This is a genomic window from Paenibacillus sp. B46(2026) (assembly GCF_056786355.1).
In genome coordinates this window covers 5,701,766-5,720,524 of sequence record NZ_CM165907.1, presented here as the reverse complement: position 1 = coordinate 5,720,524, position 18,759 = coordinate 5,701,766, and the positions used below count along the sequence as shown (strand labels likewise).

Annotated in this window: 15 protein-coding genes; 12 read left to right on the top strand and 3 right to left on the bottom strand. The window is 45.6% G+C overall.

Annotated elements, in window-relative coordinates; all coding sequences use genetic code 11:
* The first annotated feature begins 331 nt into the window (after nt 1–331).
* The 6 genes from AC1S8V_RS25455 to AC1S8V_RS25430 all read left to right on the top strand — a co-directional run bounded on the left by AC1S8V_RS25455 (nt 332) and on the right by AC1S8V_RS25430 (nt 9,114).
* Nucleotides 332–3,178, top strand: a complete 2,847-nt coding sequence (locus AC1S8V_RS25455; protein WP_482071251.1) for a PAS domain-containing sensor histidine kinase — start codon at nt 332–334, stop codon at nt 3,176–3,178.
* Nucleotides 3,179–3,564: 386 nt separating this feature from the next.
* A complete protein-coding gene (locus AC1S8V_RS25450; RefSeq protein WP_482071250.1) occupies nt 3,565–4,911 on the top strand; it encodes a cytochrome ubiquinol oxidase subunit I in 1,347 nt (448 codons plus the stop codon).
* Nucleotides 4,908–5,942 carry a cytochrome d ubiquinol oxidase subunit II gene (locus AC1S8V_RS25445; RefSeq protein WP_482071249.1) on the top strand — a complete coding sequence of 345 codons (1,035 nt, stop codon included), beginning with the start codon at nt 4,908–4,910 and terminating at the stop codon, nt 5,940–5,942. The genes AC1S8V_RS25450 and AC1S8V_RS25445 overlap by 4 nt, the downstream gene beginning before the upstream one ends.
* Nucleotides 5,943–5,950: 8 nt before the next feature.
* Nucleotides 5,951–6,154: a cytochrome bd oxidase small subunit CydS family protein gene (cydS, locus tag AC1S8V_RS25440; protein WP_482071248.1), complete on the top strand. Its 204-nt coding sequence runs from the start codon at nt 5,951–5,953 to the stop codon at nt 6,152–6,154.
* Nucleotides 6,155–6,225: 71 nt separating this feature from the next.
* On the top strand, nt 6,226–7,272 hold the full coding sequence (locus AC1S8V_RS25435) for an MBL fold metallo-hydrolase (RefSeq protein WP_482071247.1): 1,047 nt from the start codon (nt 6,226–6,228) through the stop codon (nt 7,270–7,272).
* Nucleotides 7,273–7,488: 216 nt separating this feature from the next.
* Nucleotides 7,489–9,114 carry an ABC-F family ATP-binding cassette domain-containing protein gene (locus tag AC1S8V_RS25430; RefSeq protein WP_482071246.1) on the top strand — a complete coding sequence of 542 codons (1,626 nt, stop codon included), beginning with the start codon at nt 7,489–7,491 and terminating at the stop codon, nt 9,112–9,114.
* A 112-nt stretch (nt 9,115–9,226) separates the two neighbouring features.
* Here the strand turns inward: AC1S8V_RS25430 and AC1S8V_RS25425 are convergent, their stop codons facing one another.
* Nucleotides 9,227–9,415, bottom strand: a complete 189-nt coding sequence (locus AC1S8V_RS25425) for a hypothetical protein (protein WP_482071245.1) — start codon at nt 9,413–9,415, stop codon at nt 9,227–9,229.
* Between the two features lie 290 nt (nt 9,416–9,705).
* Here AC1S8V_RS25425 and AC1S8V_RS25420 point away from each other — a divergent pair, with 290 nt between their 5' ends.
* Nucleotides 9,706–10,593, top strand: coding sequence for a cation diffusion facilitator family transporter (locus tag AC1S8V_RS25420; RefSeq protein ID WP_482071244.1), 888 nt, complete (start codon nt 9,706–9,708; stop codon nt 10,591–10,593).
* Nucleotides 10,594–10,684: 91 nt separating this feature from the next.
* Here the strand turns inward: AC1S8V_RS25420 and AC1S8V_RS25415 are convergent, their stop codons facing one another.
* Entirely contained in the window at nt 10,685–11,203 is a 519-nt protein-coding gene (locus tag AC1S8V_RS25415; RefSeq protein WP_482071243.1) for a hypothetical protein, read from the bottom strand.
* 366 nt (nt 11,204–11,569) lie between these two features.
* Nucleotides 11,570–11,734 carry a DUF1328 domain-containing protein gene (locus AC1S8V_RS25410; protein ID WP_017692264.1) on the bottom strand — a complete coding sequence of 55 codons (165 nt, stop codon included), beginning with the start codon at nt 11,732–11,734 and terminating at the stop codon, nt 11,570–11,572.
* 219 nt (nt 11,735–11,953) lie between these two features.
* Between AC1S8V_RS25410 and AC1S8V_RS25405 the strand changes: the two genes are divergently transcribed.
* From AC1S8V_RS25405 to AC1S8V_RS25385, 5 genes are all read left to right on the top strand, one after another.
* Complete coding sequence (locus AC1S8V_RS25405; protein ID WP_482071242.1) at nt 11,954–12,463, top strand: DUF948 domain-containing protein; 510 nt, start codon at nt 11,954–11,956, stop codon at nt 12,461–12,463.
* Between the two features lie 68 nt (nt 12,464–12,531).
* On the top strand, nt 12,532–13,065 hold the full coding sequence (locus tag AC1S8V_RS25400) for a hypothetical protein (protein WP_482071241.1): 534 nt from the start codon (nt 12,532–12,534) through the stop codon (nt 13,063–13,065).
* 94 nt (nt 13,066–13,159) lie between these two features.
* Nucleotides 13,160–13,504 carry a YflT domain-containing protein gene (locus AC1S8V_RS25395; RefSeq protein WP_458124102.1) on the top strand — a complete coding sequence of 115 codons (345 nt, stop codon included), beginning with the start codon at nt 13,160–13,162 and terminating at the stop codon, nt 13,502–13,504.
* Between the two features lie 349 nt (nt 13,505–13,853).
* Nucleotides 13,854–15,023 carry a PP2C family protein-serine/threonine phosphatase gene (locus AC1S8V_RS25390; RefSeq protein ID WP_482071240.1) on the top strand — a complete coding sequence of 390 codons (1,170 nt, stop codon included), beginning with the start codon at nt 13,854–13,856 and terminating at the stop codon, nt 15,021–15,023.
* A complete protein-coding gene (locus tag AC1S8V_RS25385) occupies nt 15,020–18,748 on the top strand; it encodes a response regulator (RefSeq protein ID WP_482071239.1) in 3,729 nt (1,242 codons plus the stop codon). The genes AC1S8V_RS25390 and AC1S8V_RS25385 overlap by 4 nt, the downstream gene beginning before the upstream one ends.
* Nucleotides 18,749–18,759: the final 11 nt, after the last annotated feature.

Below are 18,759 nucleotides of genomic sequence, written 5' to 3'. Positions count from 1 at the left end.
GGTGAAAATAATGTGTTAAGAAAATACTAAAAAAAAGCTGTGATTTGCTAAAAAATACTGCAAAATTTTTAATGTTTCTATCCCAGAATATAGGATGTATATGTAGATAGGGAGTAGTGTTTTTAGATGAACTTCAATATTTTAGCATGAATGCAGTTTGTTTGCCGAGCGATCAGAATTTCCCAAAGCTACATCAAGTGTTAATTACAGTATAATGGATCAGAACGATTTTTTGGGGAAAAAAAGTAGATTGTATCCGCGCAAGTGTTTAGGAGGAACCAATGTTGTTGGTAAATACAGAACAAAAAATCAGCCGCGAGGGCAGTTGCTTATGGATCGTATAAAGGCGAGTCGACTGCTGGAGTGGGTCGTGCTGAAGCTGAGGATACCTTGGTATGGTACCAGCATTCTGATCATGCTTGGCTCACTAAGCACTATATTTCCGCTTACTTTATTCTATGGTGTGCAGTATATGGTTGGCAGCGCAGCTGCACTCATTGCTCTCCGTTTGCATGGGGCTATCTATGGATTTGTCACCCTTACAGTCATCCATCTGCTGAATACCATCGTTGTCGGCTTCGAGCCGCGGAATTTAACTGTAATGATTGCACATTTCATTGAACTGATCTGGATGCTCGGTTGGCAGATCCGATGGAAGAATGGAAGCCTAATCAAGGCTAATGCTGTCTTCTGGGTAGTGATGTTACTTCCGGTCATCTATTGCGGGCATTATATATTGGGCTTGAATATAGAAGATTTGAAGTATGAGTATATGTATATTGCCGTAATTGGCATGGTGAACGCGCTGATCGCGGGAATTGTGGTGGATTTCTGGATTACTACGGGTGAACACAAATCAAAGCGCACAGGAACCATTCCACTCACAAGAATTGCATTTAAATACGTAGTCGCCTTCGTGGTATTTGTTTCTCTCCTATTGTTATCCGCAGATAGCCGTAGACAATTGAGTCAAATGAATGATGCCATTATACGTGATATGAAACATGCAGCGAGTGCCGTTGTTCAGGATCTGGACGAACAGTATGTTACCTCGGAGAATATGGATCAGAATATGGCGCGGTATCATCATCTATTGGGTGTGAATGTGATTTTGCTGGATCGAAATGATGCAGTCGTCGCTTCTGGTTTGAATACACTGCAGGCTGGCGAGTATCTGGATATGGAAGGTTTCCGTCTTCTGAAAATGGGGGATAACCCCATCCTGTTAAGTTCTGAGAGTACTCATTACAGCGATGTATTGAATCACTGGAAACACGCCTCTTTCATCTATGAAGCGGAGAGGACAGCTTTAACGCCTTATCGGGTATTCATTGAGACCGACTCGTCCAAGTATTATCCCCGAATAGAATCGATCTACCTGACCACACTGCAATCCCTGTTCATTATCATTGTTGCTTCCATGATTGTAGCGGCCCCACTCAGCAGTAAGGTGGTTAGTCCGTTGTTAAGACTAACCAGGATGACAGGCTCTCTCCCGAGACTGCTGTTTCGGAATGGGAAGATGGAGTGGCCAACCAGCCATGTGACTGAAGTCCAGATTCTGATTGGTAATTTGAGGAAAATGGCCGATGTGCTGCTGGAACAATTCGAACAGATTCGTCTCGACAAGTTAACGCTGGAGGACAGGGTCATAGAGCGTACCAAGGAACTCAAGAATAGTGAAGAGGTGAAACACGCGATTATTGAATCATCCATTGATGCGATTATCGCTGTGGATTCCAATGGACTGATCGTTGAGTTTAACCCGGAGGCCGAAAGAATGTTTGGACTGCGTCGGGAAGAAGTGATCCTGCACAAGGAGGCACCATCTCTTTTTCAAGGGGCCAGTTGCAGGGAGATCAAGAAATTGCTGGAGCGGTTCGAATATGTTGAAGGTAAGAGATACACGATCGTAGATGAAATTTCAGGAATTCGCCGAGATGGTTCGGTCTTTCCGATCGAGTACAAAATTGTGGAAATCCAGCTCGGCAAGACCGAGACGTTATATAACCTGTTTATTAAGGACATTACGGAGAGAACAAGAGCAGAAGAAGATCGTGTACGTCATGCTCTTGCACTGGAGAAGCTGAACTCGGAGTTGTTCAATGAAAAGATTGCCATTCAGGAACAGCGAGATATCAGTGAGCAATTTATAGAGTCTGTTCGGGAAGGACTCGTCATGTCTGATCGATTAGGCAATATAACCATCGTCAACCGAAGGATAGAAGAGATGTTTGGTCTGGGTAATTTCCTGGGTAGATCCATTGAAGATCTGGCTCAGGCGATTGATACGATGGTATTGACGGATAACTTCAATCTGTTGGAACAGACAAAAGCGTTCCTGGATGGAGAAACGGCATTTATCGAGACTGAATTTATATTTAACAATGTGGAGAAAAGTTTATTTTCCTTGTATATGAAACAGATGGACGTCCCGGGTAAAAATCATGGATTTCTGCTGGTCTTCCGTGACCGGACAGGAGAAGAACGGCTGGATCGGATGAAGAATGAACTGATCAGCGTGGTATCCCATGAGCTTCGAACACCTGTAGCCACCATTATGGGGTATGTGGAATTAATGATGATGTATGATCTTCCAGCAGCTCAACGGCAGGAATTCATGCAGACCATCTCCTCGGAGGGCATGAGGCTGAGCAGTTTGCTGGATGATGTGCTTGATATTCAGCGCCTCGACAACGAAGGTATGACCTACCATATGACCTATGTACCGCTGGTTGAACTGGTAGAAGGTGTAGTTGATCAGTGGAATATGAAGTCCGTTCAGCGAATCCATGTTCATACGTTTAATGGGGACTTTTTTGCTTATGCTGACCAGAATAGGATGGTTCAGGTACTTCATAATCTGGTGGGTAATGCAGTCAAATACTCACCGGGAGCCGACCGAATTGATGTTACGCTATGGGAAGAAGAGGAATGGTTATGTATCGACGTGCGTGATTACGGAATAGGCATTGACGAGAAAGAAAAGGACATGCTGTTCAACAAATTCTATCGTGTGGATAATTCGGATCATCGACAGATAGGAGGAACAGGAATCGGATTGTACATTTCCCGCAAAATTGTAGAAGATCACAACGGTACACTGTCCTTCCTATCTGCACCCGACAAAGGAAGCACATTTAAGGTTCGACTGCCGAAACAGGACGTGCTGCTCTGAACATAATGATTAGGAATGAAGAATTTGTATTCACTTTTAAAAAAACGATGGTTATGAGATCAATCCGTTAGAGCCTTTACCTTTCGGCGCGAAAGCGTCATGAGAGGTAGGGGCTTTTTTTGTTTTTTAATGTCCCGGATAAAAAAACCTGTTCTTTTGCACACTGTATATAGAGCCATAATTTGCATCCCATGCCAAAGGAGGACGTCGGCTATATGTTTCGTAAACAAGAGAAAACGCTCATCATCGTCTGTCTGGTCGCAGCTGTGGTTGTACTTTATGCCGTGGTGAAAAGCATCATCCGAATCATGAGTTATTGAGACACACGTTCAAGCAGAGTGATCTGCTGTCGTACATAAACGATTATGTGAAAGAGGAGTGTAACCATGTCATCCCTGGATCCTGTTTTGCTCAGCCGGATATTGACCGGTCTTACCCTGTTTGTGCATATCATTTTTGCCTCCATTGGTGTAGGTGTTCCCCTCATGATTGCCTTGGCTGAGTGGCGAGGGCTGCGAACCAATGATATTCATTACACCTTGCTGGCACGCCGTTGGGCGCGAGGTTTTGTTATCACGGTGGCCGTTGGCGTTGTTACTGGCACCTCGATTGGACTACAGCTTAGTTTGCTGTGGCCGATGTTTATGCGGGTCGCGGGTCAGGCCATTGCTTTGCCGCTGTTTATGGAGACGTTCGCTTTTTTTATCGAGGCGATCTTTCTTGGGATTTACCTCTATACGTGGGATCGTTTTAAAAAGAAATATACGCATATGCTGCTGTTAATTCCGGTAGCACTGGGATCATCCGCCTCTGCGATCTTCATTACAACGGTGAATTCTTTCATGAACCAGCCGCAGGGATTCACCCTGATTGATGGCATCATGAAGGACATTCATCCGATTGCTGCGATGCTGAATCCAGCGACACCTACCAAGGTGTCACATGTACTCGCCTCATCGTACACCTTGAGTGCGGGTGTCCTGGCGGGCATAGCCGCCTTCAGTTTGCTTCGGGGACGGGACCACGTGTATTACAAAAAAGCACTTAAACTCACAACGGTGTCTGCACTCGTATTTGCAATCAGTACCGTTATGATCGGCGACTCCTCCGGTAAATTTCTGGCGAAATATCAGCCGGAGAAGCTGGCTGCCGCCGAGTGGCATTTCAAGACGATGAAAGAGGCACCGCTCGTCTATGGCGGTATTCTTGACGAGAACAACGAGGTGAAATACGCGATTGAAATTCCTTATGCACTTAGCATTTTGGCAGGAAATCGCCCGGATACAGAAGTGAAGGGGCTCGAAGAATATCCGGCTGACTTGAGGCCGCCACTGTCCATTCACTATATGTTCGACCTGAAGGTCACAACCGGAGTGATCATCCTGATGATTCCCGTGTTATATGTGCTGCGGCGGTGGTTACCAGGGCGTAAGCCATATCCCAAATGGCTGCTGCTTGGCATTGTCTTCCTTGGGCCTCTTGCCATGATTGCCATTGAGCTGGGGTGGATGTTCGCCGAAGTGGGCAGGCAGCCCTGGATTTTACGTGGCTACATGAAGGTATCGGAGGCCGCAACAACGTCAACCTCGGTAGGCTGGATGCTGGTGTTGTTCATCTTGCTGTATCTAATCCTGTGCTTCTCGTGCATTCGGGTACTCAGCAAGCTGTTCCGTAACAAGGAAGCAGAGAAGGAACTGGAGACGCTGGGGCTTGAAGGAGGGATCGTGCATTGAGTTTCGAAATTGCAGGCATCGCGATATTGTGGACGTTTTTGTTTGGATATCTGATCGTTGCTTCCATTGATTTTGGTGCCGGGTTTTTCAGCTTTTATAGCATATTGACCGGGCACGAGAACAAAATTCATAACATCATTCAGCGTTACCTGTCTCCCGTGTGGGAAGTGACAAATGTGTTTTTGATCTTTTTTGTGGTCGGACTGGTCGGATTTTATCCGGACAGTGCCTTTTATTACGGGACAGCCTTGCTGGTTCCGGGTTCCCTGGCTATCGTACTGCTTGCGATCCGGGGCGTGTATTACGCCTATAATACCTATGGCAATCATGGGAAGAACAGCCGGATCTATATGGCATTGTACGGAGCGACGGGATTGCTGATTCCAGCGGTGTTCTCCACCATTTTGGCCATATCCGAAGGCGGGATCATTGAGCAGGTGGGCGATCAGGTATTTTTTCGCTGGCGTGAATTTTTGACGAATCCCTATACCTGGTCGGTTGTATTGCTTGCACTGGTCAGTGTGCTCTATATCTCGGCGATGTTTCTGTCCTATTACGCCAAGCGGGCGGGGGATGAGCCGGCATTTGAAGTGCTTCGGGAGTATGCACTGCTATGGAGCTTGCCTACTATTTTTGCGAGTTTTCTAGCTTTTCTTCAGATTAATAAACAGAATCCCGCACACTTTGAGCAGATGGTGAATATTTCCTGGATGTTCATTGCTTCGTTTATTTGTTTTGTCATTGCCGTGTCGCTGGTGTGGAAAAGTAAATATCTAGGCTGGTGCTTTATCGCTGTTATGCTACAGTTTGCCTTTGCCTGGTATGGTTACGGACGATCTCACCTTCCGTATATTTTGTATCCTTACATTAATATTTACGACAGCTTTACGAATCGTACGATGGGGATTGCGCTGATTACAGCGTTCAGTCTGGGACTACTCGTGCTCATTCCTTCACTTGTGCTGATTATGAAGCTGTTCCTGTTTGATGCCAATTATGTACGCGGTAATTCTGGTAAAAAGAAAGGATGAGTCTGTTCATGCACCCGAACATGTTCTTGTTCATGCTCATGTCTCCCACGTTGTATCCTTTAGCTACTGAGGGAGTCACGGGAATCCCTGGTGTGACTGGGCTAAGTTTTTTTGAGACCTTTACCATTATGTATGCTCCACCCCTGATTATTGTAGCTGCTATCGTCTTTCTGTTTGTGTATCTGGCGGCATACAAAAACCCGAAGGATTGATTCACTGGTACGTCCATTCCGGTTTGGGGTAATCTGTTGTTAAGTTATAAGGAAGGGAGGAGGGCCCTTTCATGCCGAAAATCCGTTATAACAATATTGATAATGTAAGTACGGACAAGACGCTGAAGGAATTCAAGCAATGGAGGGAGCAGCGGCGAAGCAAAGTGAAGGACTATTCCTACACCGTGCCCAAACACCCGCCTGAACTGGATTATCTGCATGCCAACCGGGAGGAAACCACCATTACCTGGATTGGTCACTCCACGTTTTTTATTCAGTACTATGGATTGAACATCGTGACTGATCCGGTATGGGCCGAAAAAATGGGATTTCAACGCAGGCTTGGTGCCCCCGGCATTCCGATTCAGGACATTCCACCATTGGATGTCATTCTGATCTCCCACTCCCACTATGATCATCTGCATCTGGCTTCCTTGCGTAAGCTGATTACAGCCAAGACGCTGCTGATCGTACCCGATGGTCTGAAGCGCAAAATGATTCGCAAAGGATTCCATCGATGCCAGGAGATGAAGTGGTGGGAACATATCGTACTTGGCGGAGTCAAAATAACCTTTGTCCCTGCACAGCACTGGACACGCCGAACGCTGTTTGATACCAATACGTCCCATTGGGGCGGTTATGTATTGGAACCGAACCATCCGGTGATGACCTCAGCAGCGGAAAGTGCTGCAACGACAAGTGATCAGGATCAATCACCCACGGAAACGCGGACGAACGCAATAGCCAAAGAATCAGGCGGCCCGCCTGTGTTGTATTTTGTGGGTGATACAGGTTACTTCCAGGGTTTCAAAACGATTGGAGAGCGCTTTGATATTGGTGTTACCTTGATGCCCATCGGTGCCTACGATCCAGAATGGTTCATGACTTCTCAGCATGTGACACCCGAAGAAGCGCTGCAGGGGTTCGTTGAATCCGGTTCCCAGCTCATGGTGCCGATGCATTACGGCACATTCAAGCTGGCGGATGATACGCCCAAGGAAGCACTGGATCGGCTCGAAGTCGAACGTAAGCGGCTAGGCATTGGTAAAGAGCGGATTCGGGTGCTTGGTCATGGTGAAACCCTGCGGATACGGCATGAGAAAAGCAAACAGGACTAACAAAAGCGAGCCAAATATGTTAATGTAGGGGTATGCCTGCATGAACAGTATATTTACCAAATCTTTAAATAAGTAAAAAGCGGCCAATTTTCGAATTTGCCGCTTTTTTGTGTTATAATATGGTGCCAGAATAGGCATCGGGATATTGAATCCATGATTTACGCAACTTGCTATTCATGCAGTATGCAGATTAACCAATAAAGGATGGTATGCTTAATGATCAGTACAAGCGGCATCACGCTCCGCTACGGAAAACGTGCACTTTTTGAAGATGTAAATATCAAATTCACACCAGGAAACTGTTATGGCCTGATCGGCGCCAATGGAGCCGGCAAATCCACGTTCTTGAAAATTTTGTCCGGTGAAATTGAATCAAACTCGGGAGAGGTGCACATCACCCCGGGCGAACGTATGGCCGTTTTGAAGCAAAACCACTTTGAATATGATGAGTATCCGGTTCTCGAAACGGTAATTATGGGTCATAGTCGTCTCTATGCCATTATGAAAGAAAAAGATACGCTGTATGCCAAAGCAGATTTCACTGAAGAAGACGGCCTGCGCGCAGGTGAGCTTGAAGGTGAATTTGCGGAGCTTAATGGTTGGGATGCTGAGCCGGATGCAGCGGCACTCCTGATCGGTCTGGGTATCGACCGTGACATGCACGAGAAGAAGATGAATGAACTGAGTGGTAACGAAAAAGTTCGTGTCCTGCTTGCACAAGCATTGTTTGGTCGTCCAAACAACCTGTTGCTCGATGAGCCTACCAACCACTTGGATCTCGAATCCATTCAATGGCTTGAGAACTTTTTGATGGACTATGAAGGTACTGTTATCGTTGTATCCCATGACCGTCACTTCCTGAACAAAGTATGTACGCACATTGCGGATATCGACTTTGGTAAAATCCAGCTGTACGTAGGTAACTATGACTTCTGGTACGAGTCCAGCCAATTGGCACTTGCGTTGCAACGTGATGCCAACAAGAAAAAAGAAGAGAAGATTAAAGAGCTTCAAGCCTTTATTCAACGTTTCTCTGCGAATGCCTCGAAATCGAAGCAAGCAACTTCCCGGAAGAAACAGCTCGACAAAATCACGCTGGATGACCTTCGTCCATCGAACCGTAAATATCCGTTTATCAACTTCAAGCCTGAGCGTGAAGCAGGTAAACAATTGTTGACTGTAGATCGCATCAGCAAATCGATTGATGGCGTGAACATGTTGAATGATATCAGCTTTGTCGTGAACAAAGGGGATAAAATCGCATTTGTTGGCCCGAATGGTAATGCCAAGTCACTATTGTTTGATATTCTTATGGGTGAAACGGAATTGGATAGCGGCGAATACACTTGGGGTGTAACAACAACTCAAGCTTATTTCCCAAAAGACAACTCCAAATATTTTGACGGTGTAGACATGACTCTCGTGGATTGGCTTCGTCAATATTCCAAAGATCAGGATGAAACGTACTTGCGTGGATTCTTGGGACGTATGCTGTTCTCAGGTGAGGAATCCTTGAAAAAGGCAAGTGTACTCTCCGGGGGCGAGAAAGTTCGCTGTATGCTGGCGAAAATGATGCAGACTGGTGCTAACGCATTGATTCTGGATGAGCCTACGAATCACTTGGATCTCGAATCCATCACAGCGTTGAACAATGGTATGATTGATTTTGACGGCACAATGCTGTTCACATCCCATGACCATCAGTTCATTCAAACGATTGCTAACCGGATTATCGAAATTACGCCGACAGGCATCATTGATCGCCAAATGAGCTATGACGAATATCTGGAAAGTGATGAAATCAAAGAACTGCGCAATAAAATGTATCCGGTAGAAGCTTAAACTAAGCATCATACGGCACATTATCATAGGAACACAAAAGAACCGCAAGCCTCTGTGAAGAGGGCTTGCGGTTCTTTTTGTAATCCAATGGGTTTCTCTGGGTCTTTAAGACCTAAGATCCACCAGTACGGCGACGTTGGTTGTTGGGCTTCTTGTTGTTTTGACTCTTCATCGCTTTCGGTCCGCCTTCAAAGTAGGCGCTGGATTGGTTACCGGAATTTACTTGTTCTTTCTTTTGCGCCAGCTTTTGGCGTATAGCATCCTGCAAACTGACCTTTTTCGGTTCGTTATTTTCGCTCATCGTTATTTCCCTCCCGGTCTTACAGTAAGCCGTCCAGATTGGACGGGATGTACCTATTTTATACGTTTTACAAAAGCCCCACAAGGGCAACCTGATAAAATGCTCAAATCCTTTGGTTTTACCCAGCCCAACATTCTTTCTCAGCACCTACAGCCCTGCCGTCTGGCAACTTTGTTTCGGCTTTCCTACAGCAATGCAGCCTGGCAACACTGTTTCTGTAGACCCACACGCTCCGCATTTGGTAACATGGAAAAACCGTAATACGAAACGTTAAAGGAGTGTCGCCCGGTTTGAACGCTTATGAAGAAATACGAAAAGGGGAGCGAGGCGCTTGGGTTAGTATCGTAGCCTATCTCGTCTTGTCCGCCTTTAAGCTGATCTGTGGATATTTATTTGCTTCCAGCGCTTTGTTAGCGGATGGTTTTAATAACCTTACGGATATTGTGGCGTCCGTTGCTGTATTGATCGGGCTTCGGATCTCCCAGAAACCCCCTGATTCGGATCATGCCTATGGTCATTTTAGAGCGGAGACTGTTGCTGCCTTGGTGGCTTCATTTATTATGGCTATGGTTGGGCTGCAAGTGTTGGTTGAAGCCGTTCGTTCCTGGTATGAAGGAGCCTTTGTTGCTCCTAATCTGTGGGCGGCAGCGGTGGCTGTGGTCTGTGCGGTAGTGATGTTAGGGGTGTATCTTTACAATCACCGTCTCGCCAAACAAATTAACAGCCAGGCCTTGATGGCTGCGGCCAAAGATAATCGCTCAGATGCCTGGGTCAGCATAGGCGCTGCAGTTGGCATTATCGGTGCGCAGTTCGGACTTCCTTGGCTGGATAAAGTAGCTGCGATTGCTGTAGGTCTGTTGATCTGTAAGACGGCTTGGGAGATTTTCCGGGATTCTACGCATCGCCTTACCGATGGATTTGATCAGAAAGAACTGACGGATCTCAGATCCTCCGTGGCTCGAGTTCCCGGTGTTGAAATGATCAAGGATGTGAAAGCACGTGTGCACGGCAGTCATGTACTTGTGGATGTGGTGATTGAAGTGGACGGAGGCCTAAGCCTGATTGAAGGCCATCAGATCTGTGACAGAGTGGAAGAGCGGTTGAAGCGATCGCATAACATCATGCATGTGCATGTACATGTGGAACCGAAGATGGATGAGGTTACCGGGAACCCTTGAACAGAGAGTGAACATATTGGAACATGAAAAGAGGACAGCTGCGATTAAGCGCGCTGTCCTCTTTACTTATCGTTAGAACGATTATACGATATTATTGAATGGCAACGTGGATCCACGCTTTGCCTTTCCAAGTGTATACTTGAACCCACTCGCCGCCATCGAATCCATCAACCACTTCACCTGTTGTATCGATGACTTGGGAGCCTAATGCACCGATTGGTTTACCGTTAGGTGCATCATAGAACCAAGTGCGCTCCAGAAGGTTCAGCAACATCGTGGGTACCAGTACTACATCGCCTGGTTTTACAACTGGCTCTTCAAACATTTTGTCATCTGTAGTCGTAGCTGGCGTTTCAGTTGTAGTTGAAGTACCTTCTGTACCTGTAGTGTCTGTTGTTGTGCCTGTTACTGTCTCAGCAGTACCTTCTACTGTTTCTACAGCAGGTTTGTTCACTTCAACAGCCGGAGTTGTTGTGGTCGTTGGCGTTGTTGTAGCCTCAGTTCCTGTTTCCGGAGTTACCGTTCCAGTAACTGCTTCCTCAGCACCTGCAGCGGCAGCCATCGAACCCATCAACGTTAAAGCAGCGGCAAAACTTACGATTTTTTTCATTTTTTTTCCTCCTCGGTTTGTTATGTAATTTGTTGTCCTGTGTTAAAAGTAACCAAGCAAGCTCCACTATGAATCACAAATTATAACAATATTTTCTTGGATCCTCCAGTGTCAAGTGACGCATATTTGGGTATATAGCGAGCCTGTAAAAATCATACTTCAGTGGGATAAAACCGGGTTGGCTATCTCAAAAAGGTCCTGTTTTTTTGGGATTCATACGAGAGCGGATTGGAATAAAGCAGAAAGGAGTGCAATACATAATATAGAAAAGTCGACCTGTACCTGAACGCACAAAAGCCAATCGGCATAGTAGCACGATCGGCTTTTGTATGTATTCGTCGATGATTATTCATTCGAAACATCAGGTTATCGCATTCGGCTGCGTCCCGTAATAAGGGAGATTACGAACAGTACTACAAAGATGAAGAACAGTACTTTGGCGATTGAAGCAGCTGCTTCAACAATACCGAAGAATCCGAAGATACCTGCAACCAGTGCAATAATTAGAAATAATACAGACCATTTCAACATGAGGTTTCATCCTTTCGTTTACTGATATGTGGAGTGAGTTGTGTTCACCTCACCGCCTTGTGTAGTCTAACTTTAACCGAGTGTGATCCGGTTGAAACATTGGTTTTTTTCCAACTGCATGCATATATGAAGCGACATATAATATTGTTTCGTCAGGGAAAACGCCGGGTAACTATAGCAATAACAAACTGATGCACATATGGAAAGAGAGGTTCTTTTATGATCTATCAAATTAGCGTGGCCCTGATTGCAGTGGCATTTGCAGTACTTGTTTTCTTCTTAATTCGTACCTTGAAATCCGCTCAGGGTTCTTTGGACAATGTCTCACAGACATTACAGGAGGTACAGAAGACCATTGACGAACTTAGTTATGAAGTGAAACAGACGGTAAGACATGCCAATGACATTACAGTGGATGTGCAGCACAAAATGAAAAAAATTGATCCTGTGCTGGAATCTGTTGAAAATCTCGGAGAAGTGTTGAATGAAGTGACGGCAGCAGCCAAACAAGTCTCCACAACGCTGATGGCCAGATTTCAGACCAAACGAAACCATGCTGAAGAGACAAAGCACGCTAAACCGTCTAATATAACAGCACCGCCTGCTACATCAACGGATCGTACCCTGCAATCCTATGATGCTACATATAATGGTGAGGCTAAGGGCGGGAAGAACTGGATGAAGTATATCGATGTTGCAGCGAATGTATGGCAACGCATGCGCAAATAACATGACCGCTTTGTAATCCATAAAGAAACCTTCAGAGCGGTGATGAACTTGATGAAAGGGTGAGAATCATGATGAAACTACTGCTTGTGATGTTTAGCGTAATTTCTCCCTTTTCCGTTCAACCGGCAGCGGTGCCCGCTGCTCACGATATGCAATGGACGGCAATGGAAGAGAAGGCGTCAGAGGTGACTCCGGCTGTTGATCGTTCCGAGACTTTCCAGCATTTTCGGACTCTGAATGGCATTTCTCTGGATGACACCATGAACGACTTGTTGGCCAAGAAGGGTCAGCCGGGGCATAAGCAGGAAGACCCTTATCTGGGGTGTCCTGAATATCACTTTCATGATGTGAAGGTTGGTTTGTGTGAAGATACGGATGTTATTCAATATGTGCATATCGATGCATCTGAGAATCACATCATGTTAAACGGTGAGAAAATTGAGATGAATATTGAAGCGATCCATCAAGCTCTAGGTAAACCGTATTATGTGGCTGAGGACGGAGAAGTGTTCCTCCGTGGAGATCAGGCTTTAAAGGTATATATGAAGTCAGGCTCCAGGCAGATTGATGGCATTGATCTTTTTGATGACACGGTTTCCTAGGATTGGTTATTACACAATCGTTTCAACCCCATATAGTATGGTTATATACTAAGTAGCTCGTTATAGAAGATTAAATCAGAGGAGAGTGGAAACGATGAATTCAACCAATGCGCAAGCTTATGCAAAAGTGGTAGAAAACGGAGTCCAGGCGGTAGAAGCGGTGAAAGAATTGCAGATTACCGGATACCTTGCTGATCATATCTTTGTTCTCGCCCATGAGAAGGATCGTACAGATCGAATTGCCGATACAGCAGATGCCAAAGAAATTGGCATGAAGGAAGAAGGCGTATTTGATTCCTTGGCGAATCTGTTCCGCTCACGTGGTGATGAACTCCGGGCCAAAATTGTTTCGATGGGCTTTACCGAAGCCGAAGCCGACTTCTACGAGAGTGAACTCGATAAAGGGAAAGTACTCGTTATTGCTAAAAAGAAAGATTAACCAATATACGCTGCAAGTTGAAGCTTGCAGAACATGGACAAGCTTCTGAATCACTTATGTAAAATGCTTAATCAAAAACATAGATAAGGAATGGGGCTATCCCCATTCCTTATCTATGTTTTTGCAAGTTTGGAAGCGGGATCAGGACGCTGCAAAAACAGGGTGAAAAGCGGGGAGAATCTCCTGCGATGGTGCCATTTACTGATAGAGTTTTTTTGTTTTTAAGATTATAGTTATACTAGGAATTATTATGTCTACTGCCGTTTTGTATGCAAAATTTGTATAATCAACGTTCGTTTTAACCTAATAAGAATCGACAAACCCGGACGCCACAGATAAGGAGATATCAATGAGAATACTTATTGTTGACGACAATCCGACGAATGTCATTATCATTCGAGAAATTCTGAAAAAAGAAAATTATCGGGACATTGTAACGGCGAGTTCCGCCATGGAAATGTTTGAAGTTTTGGGGATCGGAGAGGAAAGCAATGAACTTCGTCCAAGACCGTCGGATATTGACCTGATTTTGCTAGATATGATGATGCCTGAGATGGACGGCATCGAAGCCTGCAGTATTGTGCAGAAATTTGAAAATTTGAAGGATATACCTATTATTATGGTGACTGCCATCGGTGACTCCAAGAAACTTGCCGAAGCATTGGATGCGGGTGCATCTGACTATGTAACCAAACCGATTAACAAAGTCGAACTGATGGCCAGAATTCGACTCGCGCTTCGTTTGAAACAGGAGAAAGATTGGCATAAAGAGCGTGATCAACGTATTCAGGATGAGCTGAAACTGGCAGCGATGGTTCAAAATGCCGTGTTAAGTCCAGCGATCAAAGACCCCTTGTTCCAAGTGCATGCCATCTATAAACCTTCCTTCGAACTGGCGGGTGATCTGTATTCGTGGTATCCGCTAGGGGAAGGCCGTTATGGGGTACTGCTGCTCGACATGATGGGACATGGGATATCTTCATCCTTGTTTACGATGTTTATCGCTTCTGTCTTGAAAGATACGGTAACAACCTACGTTGATCCGGAGAAGGTTATTCAGGAGTTGAACCGTCGCTTCAATCAGCTCCATCTGGGGAAACAATTGGTACAGTACTATTTCACGGCAATCTATCTGGTTGTGGATACACGTATGAAGCGTATTGATTATGTCAATGCAGGGCATCCGCCTGCTTTATTCTTCCGTGATGACGGCAGTGTCACTACTTTTGACAGCGTCTGCTGTCCTGTTGGTTTATTTGACAAAATGGATATCGAGCCACAAACGATCCATTACGAAGGTGACGGGCATATTGCGCTTTATACAGATGGTTTATTGGAAGCTGTTCAGGGTGGTCAGGAGGAGCAGCACGAATTCCTGATCGAAAAACTGAGCGGTTCACATCAGTGGAATGAAGCTGCCATGCAGGCGCTGTTTTTCGACGACGAAATTTCACAGGAACGTGATGATGATAAATGTCTGGTCTGGATCACTCTGGAAAAAGGGGCGGATGCTGAATGAAGATCAGGAATAAACTGCTGATTGGCTTTACCGCTCTGATGGCCATTTTAATTTTGCTCACGTTTGTGAGTTATGAACGGCTGAACAGCATCAATCAACAGATAGATCAGATGTATCAGGAACGTTATCTCAAAGTAAGATTCACTTCTGCTGCACGAGGAGAGGTTAATGATATAGCTAAAGTGCTGGCTAACTTGTTATTAAATCCAAACAACTCGACTGCAGCAGCAGACGCTGACCTGAAGGAGATGAAGGATCGAGGCGATCGCAACCTCGTAGAAGTGAGAAACCGTGCAGACAGTGCGCCTGAACATCAGCTGGTGGATCGTGTAAATACTGCATGGAATGCTTATACAGCCTATGCTACGAGACAGATTAGCCTGATGTCCCAGAACCGGTTAGAAGATGCGAATAACTTCCGCAATTCAACAGGACTCGCAGTGCAAAAAGAAGCCGTAGATAGTTTGAATGCTCTTTCCCGTTACCAGGACCAAGAGATTGATACGGAGATTAAGGACGCTAACGCAGCGTATACGAGAGCAGTGCAGATTACGGTAAGTATCATGATTGCCGGATTGTTGCTGGCACTGGGTGTCATTATGTGGGTGCTGCCAAGCATTACACGGGGGCTGAATACCGTATCCATGATGATGACCAGTTTTGGCAAAGGCCGCTATCGGACTATCCGCCGCATTCAGGTCAAGTCGACGGACGAGATTGGTCAGATTGCCAGTGTATTCAAAGATGTGTCCAGCGATCTGGAAGAAAAACTGGAAGTCGAGAAGGCTTATGTGCAGGCCCAACAGGATCAGAACTGGATGAGTTCCAATATTGCAAGAGTCCCGGAGCTGCTTCGGGGGATTGGATCCATCCGGCAAATTTCACAAATGTTTATCAGTGAGTTCACACCTGTGCTTGGTGCTCAGTTGGGTGTCGTGTATCTGATTGATGAAGAGAAACATCCCGACGAACTGAGACGTTACGGTGCATATGCATTTGAGGAGAACGAAGACGTTGGTAAAGAAATGTACCGGATCGGTGAAGGTCTAATTGGTCAGGCTGCACTGGATATGACACCGATTATTCTGGATAATACGCCTGGAGATTACGTGCATATAGGTTCAGCTTCAGGTTCAACACGAGCTGCGGGCATCATGATCTATCCTGTCGTGTTCGAGGATGAATTGATTGGTGTTGTTGAACTGGCTTCCTTTGAAGGGTTCAATGAACTGCACAAGCAATTGTTCTCTCAATTGATTATGAATCTGGGCGTTATACTGAACAACGTTCGACGTCGTTTGCGTGTGGAGGAGCTGCTTCGTGAATCCCAGGCACTGACAGAGGAACTGCAGGTTCAATCGGAAGAATTGCAGACACAGCAAGAAGAGCTGCGTCGTTCCAATGAGAATCTGGAGGAGCAGACAGAGGCGCTTAAACGTTCCGAAGAATTGCTGCAGCGTCAGCAGGAAGAACTGGAGCATTTTAATACAGAGCTCATTGCCAAGACGAGAGCGCTTGAAGAGCAGGTACGTGAAGTCGAAGAGAAAAATGACGAAATTGAGAAAACGAAGACACAGTTGGAACAACAAGCTACGCAGCTGTCGATGACAAGCAAGTACAAGTCCGAATTTTTGGCGAATATGTCGCATGAACTCCGTACACCACTGAATAGTCTGCTGATTCTCTCCCAGTTATTGTCGGAGAACAAGGGTGGGAATCTGACTGACAAGCAGCAGGAATATGCTCAAACCATCTACATGTCGGGCGCGGATCTGCTGAAGATGATTGATGAGATTCTGGATCTGTCCAAGGTGGACGCAGGTAAGATGGATATCAACTATGAGACAGTTCGAATGGAAGAGCTGATCGGCTTTGTTCAGCAAAACTTTGGACCGATGGCGAATAAAAAAGAACTGAACTTGAATATCGAGTTCGACAGCGATTTACCGGAATGGGTATACACCGACAGTCATCGCGTCAAACAGATTTTGCGGAATTTGTTGTCGAACGCGTTTAAGTTTACCAATCGTGGTTCGGTCAGTCTGATTGGACGACGGATGAAACCGGAAGAACTGCCGGGTTATATGAACACCAATCAGGAATATCTCGGATTTAGTGTAAAAGACACCGGCATTGGTATTCCATCGGACAAGACGGATTTGATCTTTGAAGCGTTCCAGCAAGTGGACGGGACAACAAGTCGAAAATACGGCGGAACTGGCCTGGGATTGTCCATTAGCAGGGAACTGGCACGTTTGCTTGGTGGCGCAATACAGGTGGAATCATCCGAGGGCGAAGGTAGCTGCTTTACCTTGTACCTGCCGGATAATCATGAAGAGGAAGCTCTGGCCGAGGAAGGTGCTTCTTCAAGAGAAGCGGCTGTCTCCTCAGAGGGTCTTTATGAACAGTTCATCGAAACACGGACCATGCTTTCAAATCATCAGTCCATTCTTTCTCCTGATCCGGATCGGAGCGTGGGTACGGATCTGTCTCCTACCCATACTCCTGAAGTAACGCAGATCGAAGATGATCGGGAGAATCTCATGGAAGGTGATAAAATCCTTCTCATTATTGAGGATGACGTGAACTTTGCACATATTTTGATGGATATGGCGAGAGGTAGAGGTTTCAAAGCACTTGTTGCCCTCCAAGGTGATAAAGGACTTGAAATGGCGCGTCAATATCTCCCGGATGCCATTATCCTGGATATTCAATTGCCGGTTATGGATGGTTGGACCATTCTGGGCGAGCTGAAGAGCAGTTCGGCAACACGCCACATCCCGGTACATGTGATTTCAGTCATTGATGATATGAAGCAAGGTTTGATGATGGGCGCCATTGCGTATCTGAAGAAACCTTCCAGCAAGGATTCACTGGATAAAGCTTTCTCGCATATCAAATCCTATACCGAGAATCAGTTGAAACGACTGTTGATTGTGGAAGATGATGAGATTCAGCGTAAAGCCATTATTGAATTGATTGGTCATGATGATGTTGCAATTACAGCAGTATCCACAGGTAGTGAGGCTTTGAATGAATTACACAGTCAACGTTATGACTGCATGGTACTGGATCTGATGTTAACAGATATGACCGGGTTCGAGTTGCTCGACCAGATCCGGGATGATGAATATCTGAACGATCTGCCGATTATAATTTATACAGGCAAAGAACTGGATTCCAAAGAAGAAATGAAGCTGCGCAAATATGCAGAATCTATCATTATCAAGGATGTGAAGTCACCGGAACGTCTGCTGGATGAAACCACATTATTCCTGCATCGGGTAGAAGCCAATTTGCCGGAAGACAAGCGTCGCATCTTGCAGAAGCTGCATAACAAGGAAACGTTGTTTGAAGGCAAGAAAATATTGCTCGTAGATGACGATATCCGTAATGTATTTGCCCTTTCAAGTGTTCTTGAAGGCTATCGTATGGATGTAACGTTTGCAGAGAATGGTCGTGAGGCTCTGGAAATTCTGGAGAAAAATCCGGAAATTGATCTGGTGCTGATGGATATGATGATGCCAGAAATGGATGGTTACGAAGCCATGACACGAATTAGACAGATACCACAGTTTGAAAAGTTACCGATTATTGCGCTTACGGCCAAAGCCATGAAAGAGGATCGAGGCAAATGTATTGAGGCTGGAGCATCTGATTATGTGAAAAAACCAATTCAGACAGATCAATTGTTATCCTTAATGCGCGTATGGCTGTATTCGTAAGTTCATTATTC

Excerpts from the sequence above, each read along its gene's own strand:
- AC1S8V_RS25455 (WP_482071251.1), top strand. The coding sequence starts at position 332 with ATGGATCGTATAAAGGCGAGTCGACTGCTGGAGTGGGTCGTGCTGAAG.
- AC1S8V_RS25450 (WP_482071250.1), top strand. The coding sequence starts at position 3,565 with ATGTCATCCCTGGATCCTGTTTTGCTCAGCCGGATATTGACCGGTCTT.
- cydS (WP_482071248.1), top strand. The coding sequence starts at position 5,951 with ATGCACCCGAACATGTTCTTGTTCATGCTCATGTCTCCCACGTTGTAT.
- AC1S8V_RS25435 (WP_482071247.1), top strand. The coding sequence starts at position 6,226 with ATGCCGAAAATCCGTTATAACAATATTGATAATGTAAGTACGGACAAG.
- AC1S8V_RS25430 (WP_482071246.1), top strand. The coding sequence starts at position 7,489 with ATGATCAGTACAAGCGGCATCACGCTCCGCTACGGAAAACGTGCACTT.
- AC1S8V_RS25425 (WP_482071245.1), bottom strand. The coding sequence starts at position 9,415 with ATGAGCGAAAATAACGAACCGAAAAAGGTCAGTTTGCAGGATGCTATA.
- AC1S8V_RS25415 (WP_482071243.1), bottom strand. The coding sequence starts at position 11,203 with ATGAAAAAAATCGTAAGTTTTGCCGCTGCTTTAACGTTGATGGGTTCG.
- AC1S8V_RS25410 (WP_017692264.1), bottom strand. The coding sequence starts at position 11,734 with ATGTTGAAATGGTCTGTATTATTTCTAATTATTGCACTGGTTGCAGGT.
- AC1S8V_RS25405 (WP_482071242.1), top strand. The coding sequence starts at position 11,954 with ATGATCTATCAAATTAGCGTGGCCCTGATTGCAGTGGCATTTGCAGTA.
- AC1S8V_RS25400 (WP_482071241.1), top strand. The coding sequence starts at position 12,532 with ATGATGAAACTACTGCTTGTGATGTTTAGCGTAATTTCTCCCTTTTCC.
- AC1S8V_RS25395 (WP_458124102.1), top strand. The coding sequence starts at position 13,160 with ATGAATTCAACCAATGCGCAAGCTTATGCAAAAGTGGTAGAAAACGGA.
- AC1S8V_RS25390 (WP_482071240.1), top strand. The coding sequence starts at position 13,854 with ATGAGAATACTTATTGTTGACGACAATCCGACGAATGTCATTATCATT.
- AC1S8V_RS25385 (WP_482071239.1), top strand. The coding sequence starts at position 15,020 with ATGAAGATCAGGAATAAACTGCTGATTGGCTTTACCGCTCTGATGGCC.